General features: G+C 46.0%; 14 protein-coding genes. 10 read left to right on the forward strand and 4 right to left on the reverse strand.

Translation table 11 applies throughout. The features are described from left to right. The first annotated feature begins 19 nt into the window (after positions 1–19). Positions 20–682: a DUF2461 domain-containing protein gene (locus DYU05_RS14030; RefSeq protein ID WP_117383728.1), complete on the forward strand. Its 663-nt coding sequence runs from the start codon at positions 20–22 to the stop codon at positions 680–682. An 11-nt stretch (positions 683–693) separates the two neighbouring features. Beyond that, entirely contained in the window at positions 694–1,521 is an 828-nt protein-coding gene (locus tag DYU05_RS14035) for an OmpA/MotB family protein (protein WP_117383729.1), read from the forward strand. 6 nt (positions 1,522–1,527) lie between these two features. Here DYU05_RS14035 and DYU05_RS14040 read toward each other — a convergent pair whose 3' ends face one another. Beyond that, a complete protein-coding gene (locus DYU05_RS14040; RefSeq protein WP_133300235.1) occupies positions 1,528–2,430 on the reverse strand; it encodes a hypothetical protein in 903 nt (300 codons plus the stop codon). Between the two features lie 248 nt (positions 2,431–2,678). Here DYU05_RS14040 and DYU05_RS14045 point away from each other — a divergent pair, with 248 nt between their 5' ends. From DYU05_RS14045 to DYU05_RS14065, 5 genes are read left to right on the forward strand one after another with little or no spacing between them, the layout of a single operon-like run. Continuing rightward, a complete protein-coding gene (locus DYU05_RS14045) occupies positions 2,679–3,320 on the forward strand; it encodes an RNA polymerase sigma factor (protein ID WP_117383731.1) in 642 nt (213 codons plus the stop codon). Next, the gene (locus tag DYU05_RS14050) at positions 3,317–4,540 is read left to right on the forward strand and encodes a hypothetical protein (protein WP_117383732.1); all 1,224 of its coding nucleotides are present in this window, start codon (positions 3,317–3,319) and stop codon (positions 4,538–4,540) included. Before DYU05_RS14045 ends, DYU05_RS14050 begins: the two co-directional genes overlap by 4 nt. A 4-nt stretch (positions 4,541–4,544) precedes the next feature. Next, on the forward strand, positions 4,545–5,087 hold the full coding sequence (locus DYU05_RS14055; RefSeq protein ID WP_117383733.1) for a YceI family protein: 543 nt from the start codon (positions 4,545–4,547) through the stop codon (positions 5,085–5,087). Between the two features lie 25 nt (positions 5,088–5,112). Next, positions 5,113–6,063: a DUF5777 family beta-barrel protein gene (locus tag DYU05_RS14060; RefSeq protein WP_117383734.1), complete on the forward strand. Its 951-nt coding sequence runs from the start codon at positions 5,113–5,115 to the stop codon at positions 6,061–6,063. Positions 6,064–6,077: 14 nt separating this feature from the next. Continuing rightward, on the forward strand, positions 6,078–6,506 hold the full coding sequence (locus DYU05_RS14065; protein WP_117383735.1) for a QcrA and Rieske domain-containing protein: 429 nt from the start codon (positions 6,078–6,080) through the stop codon (positions 6,504–6,506). A gap of 42 nt (positions 6,507–6,548) precedes the next feature. Here DYU05_RS14065 and DYU05_RS14070 read toward each other — a convergent pair whose 3' ends face one another. Beyond that, on the reverse strand, positions 6,549–8,552 hold the full coding sequence (locus DYU05_RS14070; RefSeq protein ID WP_117383736.1) for a beta-L-arabinofuranosidase domain-containing protein: 2,004 nt from the start codon (positions 8,550–8,552) through the stop codon (positions 6,549–6,551). A gap of 144 nt (positions 8,553–8,696) precedes the next feature. On the opposite strand from DYU05_RS14070, the gene DYU05_RS14075 reads away from it, so the two are divergent. Further along, positions 8,697–9,335, forward strand: coding sequence for an START domain-containing protein (locus tag DYU05_RS14075; RefSeq protein ID WP_117383737.1), 639 nt, complete (start codon positions 8,697–8,699; stop codon positions 9,333–9,335). Between the two features lie 24 nt (positions 9,336–9,359). Here the strand turns inward: DYU05_RS14075 and DYU05_RS14080 are convergent, their stop codons facing one another. Next, entirely contained in the window at positions 9,360–10,964 is a 1,605-nt protein-coding gene (locus DYU05_RS14080) for a PAS domain S-box protein (protein ID WP_117383738.1), read from the reverse strand. A 168-nt stretch (positions 10,965–11,132) separates the two neighbouring features. Between DYU05_RS14080 and DYU05_RS14085 the strand changes: the two genes are divergently transcribed. After that, positions 11,133–12,743, forward strand: a complete 1,611-nt coding sequence (locus DYU05_RS14085) for a GH35 family beta-galactosidase (protein WP_117383739.1) — start codon at positions 11,133–11,135, stop codon at positions 12,741–12,743. Positions 12,744–13,136: 393 nt separating this feature from the next. Next, positions 13,137–13,958: an alpha/beta fold hydrolase gene (locus DYU05_RS14090; protein ID WP_117383740.1), complete on the forward strand. Its 822-nt coding sequence runs from the start codon at positions 13,137–13,139 to the stop codon at positions 13,956–13,958. Between the two features lie 200 nt (positions 13,959–14,158). Here DYU05_RS14090 and yiaA read toward each other — a convergent pair whose 3' ends face one another. Then, entirely contained in the window at positions 14,159–14,626 is a 468-nt protein-coding gene (gene yiaA, locus DYU05_RS14095) for an inner membrane protein YiaA (protein ID WP_117383741.1), read from the reverse strand. Between the last annotated feature and the right edge of the window lie 42 nt (positions 14,627–14,668).

Genomic DNA, 14,668 nt, shown 5'->3' on the forward strand with positions numbered 1-14,668 from the left:
ATTATATTACAGAGCAGGGATGATAAACCCAACTACGCTTGAATTTTTAAAAGATCTTGCAGAGAATAACGAACGGGATTGGTTTGAGAGCAACCGACCGCGTTACGAAGATGCACGCCAAAACCTGATTGCCTTTACCACAGATCTGCTTGCCAAAATTCATAAGATAGACCCTGGTGTAAGCGACTCGCTTGATCCGAAAAAGTGCGTGATGCGTATTTACCGCGACATCCGTTTCAGCAAGAATAAAACGCCCTACAAAAACAACTTTGGGGTAAGTATTCCGTCACATGGCTCCAAACTGGGCGGCGTGGAGTATTACCTGCAAATACAGCCTGGCAAAAGCTTTATTGCGGGTGGCTATTGGATGCCAGAAGCCGAGCATCTTAAAGCTATACGCCAGGAGATAGATTACAATGCTGCCGATCTTAAGAAAGTAATTGATGAACCTTCATTCGTAAAGCTCTTCGGTGATTTCCGTAAGCAGGAACAATTAAAAACAACGCCTAAGGATTACACATCAGATAACGAGAATATAGATCTGCTTAAACTTAAAAGCTTTGTGGTGTTCCATCAGCTTAAAGACAAAGAAGTGATGAGTGCCAAAGCCGTTGACGAAGTTGCTGCGCTTTGTGCCCGAATATATCCGCTAAATGTATTTTTAAAGAACGCCATAAGTTAACCTTGCACCTCATGAAAATTAAGTACTTGTTGTTAGTTGCCGTTATAGCCACTTCGCTGCACTCTTGCGTGGTACTATCTCCAAAAAAGTATAAAGCATTGCTTGCTCAGCGCGATTCGCTGGCAACCCGCGCCAGTAGTCTTGATGAGGAGAGGGTTAGATTAATGGCCGACACCGCCAGGATGCACAGCGACCTTGCCGACCTTACCAACAATTATAATGCGCTTAATGGCAAGTACAATTCGCTGGATAAAAACTATAGTGCTACCTCATCAAAGGTTACACAACTATCAGATGCCCTGAAGAAGCGTGAAGCCAGGCTAAAAGAAGTTGAAGAGATTTTGCGCAAGCGCGACGAAGCTACCAACGCGCTTAAAGACAAGTTACAGAAAGCCTTGCTGGGCTTCCAGCAAAGCGGCCTTACGGTGGATATCCGCAACGGCAAGGTGTATGTGTCTTTAACTGATAAGCTGCTTTTCCCATCGGGAAGTATTGTTATTGATGAAAAAGGTAAGCAGGCATTGAAGTCTCTTGCAGGAGTGCTTAACAAGGAGGCCGACATCAACATTGCAGTGGAAGGCCACACCGACAATAAGAAGATTAAGAATTTGGGCCAGATAAAAGATAACTGGGATTTAAGTGTGCTGCGCGCTACATCAGTAACGCGATATTTAACCGAGGTTGAGAATGTAGATCCAAAGCGCCTTACCGCTACCGGTAAAAGCGAGTTCCAGCCAATAGAGCAGGGCGAAACTGCAGATGCGCTGGCCAAGAACAGGCGCATAGAGATTGTGCTGACACCTAAGTTAGATGAGCTGTATAATCTGATCACCAAGTAAGGATTGCTACTGGGCTATCCGGTGGTCGGCTTTGCCAATCAGCCGGATAACCTTTTCGTTATACCGTTGTTCCATCCAGTAAGAAAAACCGGCATGCTCTGGCTTTTTAAAGTGCTTGCCCCAATTACTTTGGCCGGCAAGCATGCCAGTTGGTAAGCCCTTTTGTTTGCACCACGCAGATATCCGCATCAGGAAGTTATCCAACTTATTGCCTGCCCTGTTATCAAATAATTTTTCAAACCATAGTTTACAAATAGTGCTGCTTAACGGAGTTGCGGAAGAAACACGCATCAGCTTATTTGGTAGATATGACCTCACCCAGGCATTAGCGGCGTAAAATTTCTCGAAAGTAATATCGCCTTCCAGGGGAACAAGCATATTTATAGCTACAGCTGTATGGAGGTTTTTATCCCTCAGTTCCAGCTCTTGTTCATCTATGTAATAACTAAGTTGCAAAGCATTTTCCTGTTTGGGGAACGCGAATAACCTGTAGCAGTTCACAAGCATGCGAGCTATCCATAACCGGTTTTTAGATGTGATGATGAGCATATCGGCATCAGCACGCTCTTCCCATAAATTCTTATGAAAGGTGCCGGATACCCCAACGCCGCGCACAAAAGGCAGCCTGATTAACCATTTTGCCCGGGCACTTGCTTTAGTGATGAACTTGCGGGCCGCCATTGTCACCTTGCGACGTTCCGCAATGATCAGGTGATCGTTCCGTAATGAATAAAACTTGTCTAGTTGGTAGATCCTTCTTTCGGTAACAAGATTATGAATAGCGCAACTCACATCTTCCTCACGATGTTTGTAAAACAAGAACCTGAATATCTCCTGGCGTGTGAGCGGATACTCGAACATATCAAAGTAGGCCAGGGTAGCTAATATATTTGTATGGATGCTGGACACGTTGTTGCAATTACAAGTTATGTTAAGGTTTATGACCTTACAACCATGACGGAGTGGTTAGCTTAATGGTTGCCTGTATGCCAAAGAAGAGTAAAGGCAGGACTTGTAAAAGAATTTTTCGTTCAAATAATCAGTTACTTACAACCTGGCGGCGTTTTTTTAATTTTAAAAGGCAACCTTTAAACCGTTGCTTTCGTGATGTAGGTATAAAAGGTTGAACTAAGCGTCACATCACAGCATTAACCCCTATGGGCGAAGAAGAGTTACACCATTTGATAACGGGTTGTATAAACCACGACAGGAAATGTCAGAAGATGCTGTATAAGGCATTTTATGGCTTTTCGATGGGGATATGCCTGCGGTATGCAAATAACCGTGAGGAAGCCGCTGAGGTAATGAACCAGGGTTTTTTAAAGGTGTTTACGCACCTGGACAGGTTTGATACACAGCGGCCGTTTAAAGCCTGGCTTGGCCGCATTATGATGAATGTGTCTATAGACTACTACCGGGCTAACCTGAAGATGGCCTATACAGATGATCTTGATAAGGCCGAGCACCTGAGTGACAGTGAGCCGGTAGACCATAATTTAAATTACGAGGACCTGTTGAAGATGGTGCAGCAGTTGCCCCAGGCTTACCGTACGGTGTTTAACCTGTTTGCTATAGATGGGTACTCGCACGAGGAGATAGGAGAGATGCTGAACATCAGCACCGGTACATCAAAATCAAACCTGCATAAAGCACGACACAAGCTAAAGCAGATGATCTTAAAATCGGAGGAGAGTGCAAAAAACAACAATTACGACAGAGGCATGGATTATAACCCGATAGTGGCCATTTGCGCTATGGATGTTAATGCTTCTTTCTTTACAAACGGTATCAGAAAATGAACGAGGAGCAGGACAATATAGATAAACTATTCAGGAGCCGGTTGGAAGACCCGGGCGACAACCTGGCTTTCAACGATGCCGACTGGGATAGCCTGGAAGAAATGCTGGACAAAGGCAAAAAGCCTAAGATACTTTCGTTGCCAATCATCAGCGCTGTTGCTGCTCTGTTGCTGTTGTTTTTTGGATGGATGTTGTTTAAACCACAAACAAATAACCAAACGGAAAACAAGGCGGATCAAAGCCAGGTGGCAGTTAAGCCGAAACAGCAATCAGTACCGGCTACCGGTGATACTGTGAACAAAGTTGCGGGTACTTCCTTTACTAGTCCAGTTGCTGCGAAAAATGAAGGAAATGGCAAGAACCGCAGTGGCTCACGAGCTACACCACCCGTGGTGATATACATACCGGTGATCCCGCCATCATCCGGGAACGTGGAAAAAGATACCTTACAACAGGTATTGGCTGGCGCTTTCAAGACAATTGATAACACCATACAGCAGGATACTACGCCGCCGACAGCAGTAGCGGGTACAACTGCAGGATCACAAATAGCTGCCGATGTTACTACTCCTGCAGCGGTAAAAAGCCCCACTGTAAAGGTTAGAAAAGCCGCTGGTATACGTCCGCAGTTTGCGTTGGGTGTTATTGCATCGTCGGATATAAATGGCGTAAACTCATTGTCACAGAATAAAGTAGGTAGCAACTTTGGTGTATCATTCTCTGTAACGGTTAAAAAACTAACTTTTATTACCGGTGCGGTTTACGCTATTAAACCTTACGCTACCAGCTTCAGTAATTATAATAGCAACTCGGGGTACATGTTTCCGGAGAACCCGCTTAATATTACAGCAGATTGCCGCATGCTTGATATCCCGTTGAACGTAAGTTACCAGGTATATAAAGGCGGCCGCAATAAGTTCGCGCTGGGGACTGGCTTGTCCTCGTACGTGATGCTGCACGAAAACTATAAATACACTTACGCATCGGGAAGTAGCGCCGGGCCTGCTAACTACGTAGTGCCAAATCCGCAGAGTTACCTCATGAGTGCGGTTAATTTTAACGCCACCTTCGAGCGGCAGTTGAGCCCTAAATTTAGCCTGAGCGTGCAACCTTACTTTAAAGTACCGCTGAAGGCAGTAGGCTACAGCCAGGTGAATTTGCATACCACCGGTGTTGCCATCGGCTTCAACTGGAACATAAACTCCTTTACAAAACCCTAGTAGCATGAAGTACATAGTTTTTATTTTACTTACCTGGTTAAGCTTAAACCAGGTGGGGCAGGACCTCTATGCCTGTAAAAACGCGAAGATCAGCCTGTTTTCAAGCGCACCGCTGGAGGATATACAGGCATCAACAAACACCGGTACATCGGTATACAACGCGGCTACTGGCGACCTGGCATTCAGCGTGAACATCCGCTCATTCAAGTTCCCGAAGTCGCTTATGCAGGAGCACTTTAACGAGAACTACATGGATAGCGACAAGTACCCGCGAGCCACTTTCAAAGGCAAGGTGAACGAGAAGGCTGACGTAAGCAAGAATGGTACATACCCGGTTACCGCTACGGGCGACCTTACCGTGCACGGCGTTACGCAAACCCGCACCATCCCTGGAACCATAACCGTAAATAATGGTACACTGAGCATGACATCAGAGTTTATGGTGAAGTGTGTTGACCACAAAATAGATATACCCACACTGGTATTTAAACACATAGCTGAAACAATAAAGATGAACGTTTCGGCAACTTATACCCCTGCAAAGTAGTAACTAAAAACCCCACACAACCCTTATGAAAAAGCTGATTTTATTTGCATCTGCAGCCCTCGTCAGTACCGCCCTTAGGGCTCAAACAACTCCTGCTACCGGTAAAACATCGGCCGACTCGCTGCTGAGCAGTATGGAAGGTACCGAAAAGGCCGAACCTGTTATTGCAACGTTCAAGTCTACCCGGCTGATACTTGGCGCCACTACCGAGACCGTAAAAAAGAAGAACCTGAACTTTCTGGTGATACACCGCTTTGGCGACATCGGCGGATCACAAGGCGGAGGCAAAACCCTGTTCGGCTTGGATAATTCCAGCGATATCTACATCGGATTTGAGTACGGCCTTACCGATAACCTGGACATTGACTTTGGCCGCAGTAAGTTTAACCAGCAGGTTGATCTGGGGCTGAAGTATGCCATTCTTCATCAAACATCAGATAACAGCATGCCTTTCGCAGTTACACTGCTGGGCAAGGCAGGGGTAAAAGCCTATAACGATAATGCCGCTTTCCCAACCTTTGAAGACAGGTTGGCTTACGTTGCGCAGGCTATTATTGCACGTAAGTTCTCATCAAAGTTCTCGTTGCAGGTAACGCCCACGTTCGTACGCAATAACTCGCCCTTTCCATTCCTAAACGGTAACGAGAACAACTTTTTTGCTATGGGTGTTGCCGGCCGCCTGAAGGTGACTAAACGGATGGGCATCGTGGTAGACTACGCGCACCCGTTCTCCAAGTTCAGGGATAATGCCACCGGCGATAACCGCTTTTACGACCCGCTGGGTGTAGGGATTGAAATTGAAACGGGCGGCCACGTTTTCACGGTGATCTTCAGCAATGCTAAGGCCATAACGGAAAGCAGTTACCTAAGCGCCACCCAAAGCGACTGGGGCAAAGGGCAGTTCAGGCTGGGCTTTACAATATCAAGAATGTTCAGTTTCAACGGCAAGAAAAAGGAAGCATCAAACAAATATTAAACACAACAACAGTTATGGAAAGACAAGAATTTTTAGCAAAGTTTGGCCTGGGCCTGGCAGCGGTATGCGCCGGGTGCGGCATAGCATCATGCGGCAGCGGTGCAAAAAACAGCGACCCTACACCAACCCCGGGCAGCGGCGCGCTGTTTAGCGTAAACCTTGATAGTGAATTACTCACAGTAGGCAGTCAAAAGGTTTCTAATGGAGTTATTATCGCCCGTATAGCAGCCGGTAACTCTGCCGATTCCTTTTCGGCTGTGCAGGTGGCTTGTACACACGAGGGTACGGCAATACAATACCACGGAGATCAGGGAATTTACATCTGCCCGCTGCACGGTTCCGAATTCAGCAAAACCGGCGCAGTGGTACAAGGGCCTGCAGTAGCCAGCCTTAAAAAATATAACGTCGCCATAAACGGCACTTCGCTTACTGTGTCGGCGTAATTGTTGGGGGAGAAGAGGCACCCTGGTATGGGGTGTCTCTGTTTATCTTACCTGGGGGAACTGCGAAATGCGCAGCCGTGTACAGCCGTAGGGTACCAGTATAATGTCCTCGGGTTGTTCGGCATCTGATCCCCAGATGAAAGTGTAGGGGATAGGCCCTGCCATATCGTTATACAACTTCCATGATGGTATGCGCCTCCCTTTGGTCTTAATTGTTATCGGTGCGTTCTGCAAGTTCCATGGGTATGATGATACGGCCGATGTCTCTACCTTATAGTTCTCATCAAGTTTGTTGTCGGGCTGGTCAATCAGCGCGTAGTTCCACGGCGTAGTAGGGCGGATCTCATCATAACTGCTGCCATAATCTATGGGGTCTTTGGTATTCTTTACACGGGTAACTTCTTCACCAATTTTGAGCGCATACACCAGCGGACCTCGTTCTATAGATATCGAGTTTTCGTACCAGTTGTTCTTGCTGATGTGCATAGGCAGGGTAAGTTCTACCACATCGCCGTTGTGCCATTCGCGGCCCAGCTTCACAATCTCGCCGGCAGTTGCCTGCTGCATCACCTTGCCGTTTATTTTGATGGATGCATTGTTGCACCATTTGGGTACGCGTAAATGGAACGGAAAGATGAGCTGCTTGGCTTTCCCCAGGCTCATGGTAAATTTCACCGTTTCGCCAAAGGGATAGTTGGTTTCCTCTTTCACGCTGATTTCTTTTCCATCAGCAACCAAAGCTTTTACTTCGCTTGGCGAGTAAAGCAACGCAGCAATACCTTTATCAGCGGTAGCGTAGAAAAGGTTTTGGGTGAATTTAGGCCAGCCCTGGTGCATGTTTGATGTGCAGCAAGGGTAACCTGTAAGCAGGCCATAGCAAACATCGGTGCCGCTGTGGTTTACATCAAAGTTGCGGGTTTGGCGGGTAAGCATCACCTGGTTGGCTTGCTGGAAATACTGGCGGTCTACAAAATCGTCAGACACCTGGGTAGGCAGGGCATTAAAGGCAATGCGCTCCAGCTTATCGGCATAGTTTACATCGCCGGTCACGGCCAGTGTGCTTTCAAGCGTAAACATCATTTCCACAGCGGTACACAGTTCGGCACCCTGCGTGGGGTTATTACCATGCAACGACTCGTCCCCGCCAAACAGCCCATGCGCCATATCGTCGTACTTGCGCAGGTCTGTGTGCGCTTTAACGGTGGCATCCAGATACTTTTGTTCGGGATGCTGCTGGTAGTATATCAGGGGCTCTTTCATACCTTGTGCCAGGTTTACACCGTGTATGCTGCCGTCGGTAGAAAGCAGCGGTGTGTTCAGGAACGCATCGGTAAAATCATAGGTTTGCTTATGCAGCAGGTCTGCCAATTGCAGCAGAAATTTATCGCCGGTTATGTTGTATAACCAATACACCACCATCAGGTTATCGCCCGCGCGGTACCTCGCCCAAAAAGTATACTTATCCAGCGGTACAGATGGTAACTCCTTCAACTGGAATTTGAAATAGTTGGTCATGAGGTTAATCACGCGCTTGTCGCCGGTGGCAGAGTAGTATTGCTTTAGTATCTTCAGCATCACCATTTTTGGCCACCAGTCGCGCGTATTATCGCGTTGTATGCCCGGCTCCTCACTGTAATCTTTTGCAGGCCCAAAGTAGCCGTCGGGTTGCTGGCTTTTTATGCTCCACTCTACCCAGGGCTTTACTTTTGCTATCAATTCTTTATCATCCAGAATATAAGCCAGTGGCAGCAGGCCATCTACCCAGTATGGGCCGCGCTCCCATTGGTCGCCGTCTCCACCAAGCCAGCCATTGCGCTTGCCCATTACAATAGGGTACAGCTTATCCAGGTTACCTGTAGCACCATTCTTTTGGCGAATAAGCATTTCGCGCAGCCAGCCGTTCGGCTTTATAGCCCCCAGCGGCAGTTCTATATAAGGGTTCTGGCGTAGCGGTGCGCGGTTGTTAAGGTAAGTGCCAGTTTGCGCAAGTGCCAGGTTTACCATAAAGGCAAATGCCACAACAAAAGGAATAAACTTTAATTTCATAGAGGCTTACAGATGGTAAACAAACTTAATTAATGTGTACCTAATTATATCAAACTTTTAACAAGTGCATAATTGTGTCATAATTAACAGCGATCAAATTAAGATTAAGTTGGATATTATAGTTTTGCCGTAAGTTAATTTCAGATGTATAAATATTTATTAGGGTTATTGCTGCTGTTTTTAGCCAATAACGTTTCCGCGCAATATAACTGGACGCTCAAGTCCGACAAAGATGGTGTTAAGGTGTACACCAGTTTGGTTACAGGGTCTAAAATAAAGGCGGTAAAGGTAGAGTGTGATGTAAATGCCAGGGCATCGCAGTTGGTAAGGGTGTTACTGGATGTTAAACACTGCCCCGAGTGGGTTTACAAAACCAAGTCTTGCAGCCTGGTAAAACAGGTGTCCCCTTCAGAGCTTTACTATTATTCGGAAATTAATGTGCCCTGGCCGGCAACCAACCGTGATTTCGTTGCGCACTTAACTGTTAGCCAAAATCCGGATACTAAGGTGGTAACTGTAGACGGACCCGCAGTTCCAGGTATGGTTCCTGTTAAAGATGATGCGGTAAGGATATCATCCTCAAAAGGATTATGGGTGATAACTCCGCTGGATAAAAGTAAAGTGCACATAAACTACACCCTTCAGGTTGATCCGGGTGGTAATATACCGGCCTGGTTAATAAATTTATTTGCAGCCGAAGGGCCAATGCGCAGCTTTGAGGGCTTAAAGGCGCAGCTTAAGAAAACCGAAAAAGAAGAGGGTGTGGCTTTTATAAAAGACTGATAAAAGCACGGGTTATTGTCGCTGTTACTCCAGTATGCTTTTAGTTGTACTTTCTGTGATTTTTAAGATCACATCATTCAACTCGTTGGCTGATTGTTTAAGGTATTCTTGAATCTCTTCCCGTTCGGCGTGTTCCTGGGCCGAATCCAACAAACTTACAAGGCCCATTATACGGGCTAGCGGAGCCCTCACCAGGTGCGATTGCATCCACGATATATCCCTGAAAACTTTGTTTTGCTGCTCAATTTTACGGGTGTAGTTTTTTCGGTTGCTTATATTTTGCCCGGTGACGCAAACGCCGCAAATTTGGTCGTCCTCGTACACGGGGCTTAAAGTGTATTGCATCCAAAGGTCATCTGCGCCTGCTTTTGGGTAATTGCGGTCGTACTGTATTATGGCACCCTTCAAAACCTGTGCAATACTGTCTTTAAAGTAGCTTACACGTCCGGGCTCCAGTATGTCAAATATGTTTATGCCTGTTTTAAAATCGGAAGTAAAGGAATTTAATTTGATGTATTCCTCGCCTTTTTTATTGAATGCTTTTATATTACTCCCGGCATCCAGCAGTAGAAAACCTTCCGTTGCGCTATCAAATATAGCCCGTAAGTTGTTTTCCGATTCCCTGAGCTTGGCTGTTGCCAGTGCGAGTCCCCGTTCATTTTTTACTTTTTCGGTTATATCAGTTGCCAGCACCAGTCTTACTTTACGACCGTCAAGTACAATCAGGCTGCTTTCTATTCTTACATTTATCTCAGTACCATCTTTTTTGATGTGATCTGCCCGGTCATTATAGAAGTTTCCGGTAGCGGCATTTTGCCTTACTATTTGTTCTAAAGCCAATACCTTATCAACCGGGCGTAACTGCCTGATCGTCATCGACAGAAACTCTTCGGTGCTGTATCCGTAATGTCTAACTGCAGCTTCGTTCACATCTAAAAACCGCAGGGTCTCGGTATCAAATAGCCACATGGGCAAGGGGCTGAGCTGAAAGATATTTTTGTATCGTTCCTGCAGGTTGTCCTTGGATTCGATGGTGTTTTGCAGGCCCCTGAAAATACGCTCGATAAGCAACACAATAACAATGCTCAGGAAAGGAAGGTTAGAACTGAATGCTATCCACTGCCCCGGAGAATAAACATTGGTAAGCGCGCTGTTGAAAGGTTTAAAGGCGATAACGGCCGCAAAAGCAAGTAGTGTAACTGTATTGCATAAAATAGACCAGTAAGCATAACGTGTTTTAAAAAGTAACGCCATTAAAATAGTTATGACAAACAGGTAGAACACGCCAGGCCCAACGTACCCAAGGGTGTTAATAAGGCAAACAGCTAATAAGTAAAAGACGGCAATAATTACGATTTTGCGCGTGCGGAAAGATAACTTATTAGAGTAGGTAGCGAACGCCACACCTAAAAGGGCAAGCAGATCTATAACAGCTACAAAAGTGTAGCCGTCTTTTAACGCCATAAAAACACCCGGAACAACAGCTATAAAACTTACCGGCAGGCAGTATACCAAGAAATTAAGAAAAAGCTTGTTTTGCCAAAAACGGAGATCAGACTCCTGGTGGTTGAAGTGTATGGATAGCCTGCTTTTTAAAGCACGTTCGTAAGCTGGCCACCATATTTTCATGCATTGAAAGGGTTTAGTTAGTGGTGTTGTACGCAAAGTAGCTTATTTAGTTTGAAGAACACCTTTAAACATGCACTTTATACGTGTTATAAATAAAAATAAACGTAAAAGGTGATAAATGTACAACAGACAGTATATTGCAGAATCAAAAGATATTACCTGTACTTTATGAAAATCACAAGAAATTTACTACTGGGGCTTTGCCTGATGATTCCCGGACTAAACAGCCTGGCGCAAACCACGGCTGTACCGTCGCTGATTCATAAAAATGGCAGGCATGCTCTGCTGGTAGATGGAAAACCTTTCCTGATGCTTGGCGGCCAGGCGCACAACTCCAGCGCGTGGCCAGGTATGATGCCGCAGGTTTGGCAGGCTGCAAAGCTGCTTCACCTAAATACCCTGGAAGTGCCCCTGTACTGGGAGCAGATAGAGCCTGCGCCGGGCAAGTTTGATTTTTCTGTAGTGGATACGCTGCTAAAACAAGCGAGGATACATAAAGTAAGATTGGTATTCCTTTGGTTTGGTACCTGGAAGAACGGCAGCAATCATTACATGCCGGAGTGGATGAAACAGGATGCAGCAAAATACCCCAACGTTGTTGGTAAGAAGAACAACCCGATAGACTCTCCTTCACCGCATGCAGCAGCAACTTTGGATGCCGATGTTAAGGCGTTTAGTGCTGTAATGCGCTATCTGAAAAAGGCGGACGCCGCACGGACCGTGATAATGGTGCAGGTAGAGAACGAGCCTGGTACCTGGGACAGCGTGCGCGATTACTCGCCCGTAGCACAGCAACTATTTGAGCAGCAGGTACCCGCCGCATTGCTAAAACCCGAAGTATTAAAACAACTGAATACGGACCTAAACGCGAAAGGTACCTGGAAGCAGGTGTTTGGCGACCGTGCCGACGAGTATTTTCACGCGTGGTCGGTAGCCTCTTTTATTGGTAAGGTTGCTGCAGCAGGCAAAGCCGAGTACCCGTTGCCATTCTATGTGAACGCCGCCTTGCGCGACCCATTAACAAACCCTATGGCCAACACCTACGAAAGTGGCGGACCTACAGATAATGTAATTGCCATCTGGAAGGCAGCGGCTCCGGCAATGGACCTGCTGGCACCTGATATATACCTGAGCGGAAGCGAACGGGTGCTTAAAGTTATGGAACTATACAACCGGCCTGACAACGCGCTGTTTGTACCCGAGGCCGGCCTGCTACCGGAGAATGCCAAATACCTTTACGATGTGATTGCTAAAGGCGGCATAGGATTTTCACCATTCGGGATAGATGCCAACGGACAAGCCGCCGCTACCGCTAAAGTTGCGGAACGCTTGTCGGTTTACGGCCGCGAATACGAGGTTGCCGCTACCATGATGCGGGAACTGGCGCAGTGGGCGTTTGAAGGAAAGATAAAAGCCGTGGTTGAGCACGATGACCATGCCGAACAAAGTATTGACCTTGGCGACTGGACCGCGGTAGTCACGTTCGGACAGCAAAGTGTAGGAAGGTTTCAGCCTAACGAGAAACCCTTTGGTGCACTTATGGTGGTGCAACTTGCCAAAGATAAATTTTTGCTGAACGGTGCCCTTACCCATGTTACTTTTAAACCGGCCGGAAGCAATACGGCAAAAGCCTGGCAGTACCTTAAAGTAGAGGAGGGCACGTACCAGAACGGGGTATTTAAACCGTTGCGCATCCTTAACGGAGACGAGACAGATTCCGGCGGGCCAAACTTTGGCACCGAGCCAAAAGTGCTAATGGTTACTTTGGTAAAAAGGTGAAAAACGTTCGCTAAATTGCACTTTGCAAAACCGGCAGTAATTAGTGCAGCTACTGATTATTACCTACCAAGGCACGTTTAAAATGTGGTTTTTGCAGATTTTTGAAGCGAAAACCGCCTTCATATATTCAAAAACCCATAAAATGGCAAAAGTCAGTTTATGATTATTTCGCCAGTGTTAAATTTTTGTGAGGTGGTAAAACAACCAAAATTTATTTACTAGTTTTGAGTTTCGACCAGGTTTCGGTCCTTAGTTTTTAATTTTAGTTGGCGGCAGTTTAGGCCACATTTAAGGGCCTTTGATGGAGTAATAAAGTAATTTATATCTGCCATTACTCTATGCAAGCGGTATTGCGTTTCCACTTTTTTATTCACTACCATAATCAGAAAACAGATGAGCAAAATTACAGTAAAAGACGGAACTGAAATTTATTACAAGGATTGGGGAACCGGTCAACCGCTTGTATTTCACCATGGTTGGCCGCTATCCGGCGACGATTGGGACACCCAGATGATGTTCTTCCTGGAGAAAGGTTACAGGGTTATCGCTCATGACCGCAGGGGCCATGGCCGGTCAAGCCAGACCGATAAAGGCCATGATATGGACACCTATGCAGCAGATGTTGCCGAACTAACCCAAGCACTTGACCTGAAAGATGCTATCCACATCGGGCATTCTACCGGTGGTGGCGAGGTAATACGCTATGTTGCAAAGCATGGCAAGAGCCGTGTAGCTAAAGCAGTATTGATAAGCGCTGTTACGCCACTTATGGTACAAACAGAAAACAACCCTGACGGTATCCCGATAGCTGTTTTTGACGAAATACGAGAGAATACAGCGACTCAAAGGACACAGTACTTTAAAGACTTTACTATGCCTTTCTACGGTTACAACCGTGAGGGCGCAAAAGTGTCTGAGGGCGTTAGAGAAAACTGGTGGCGTCAGGGCCTTATGGGCGCAATAAAGGCACATTACGACTGTATAAAGGCATTTTCTGCAACTGATTTTACAGAGGATCTCAAGAGCGTAGATGTGCCGGTACTAGTGCTGCACGGCGAGGACGACCAGATAGTACCGTTTGCAAATACCGGTGCAAAAGCTGTTAAGCTTCTTAAGAACGGTAAGTTAATCTCTTATCCGGGGTTCCCGCATGGTATGCCAACAACCGAAGCAGCAACCATTAACGAAGATTTGCTGGAGTTCATACAGTCTTAATCTACTAACTAAAATAAAAAGGAGCTGACAGTTATGTTAGCTCCTTTTTGTTTTGATCTTGAAATAGCAGCATAGTTACCTTACATACGTAATGTAAGTTGCCCTTGCTCAATTTTACATGTGTAAGTTTAACTTTGTAGGCGTATGTAAAAACCCCGCAGGCCTGCCTGGCAAGGCGCTACGGGGTGGCAACCGCTACGTTACAGCTCTTTATCTCCGATCAGTTTTGCGTCGCGGGTATTTTTTTGTACAGCAATTGCCGAGAATATACTTAAACAGAACGCCATGGCGTAAAAGCCTTTCTCGCTGCGGGCAAGTCCTGCGTTCCAAAGACCAACTGTTAACAGCACCATAGCTGCAATAGTAGCAAACCAGCTTAACCCGTAGTATAGATCTGTAACGGCAAGCCCTTCGGCTCTGTCTCTTACACTTTTTTGTACAGATATTACTGCGAACAGGCCAAATAACAAGATGGTGAAATAGTAGCCTTTTTCGTTCAATTGCATTTCAGCATTCCATAATCCAATGCAATAACCCACTACTCCTGTTAATAAGGCAAACCATGATGCACCTATAAATGCACCTGTCGGTTTAAATGGGTTTCTAACATTTTCACCGTATTTTAATAAGGGCGAATTTTCGTCTGTTTTGTGTTGTAGCGATTCCATGTTTGTTTTATTTAAATGATTAACATGGAGCAAACTTGAGAA

It is taken from the genome of Mucilaginibacter terrenus (assembly GCF_003432065.1).
Taxonomy (GTDB): Bacteria; Bacteroidota; Bacteroidia; order Sphingobacteriales; family Sphingobacteriaceae; genus Mucilaginibacter; species Mucilaginibacter terrenus.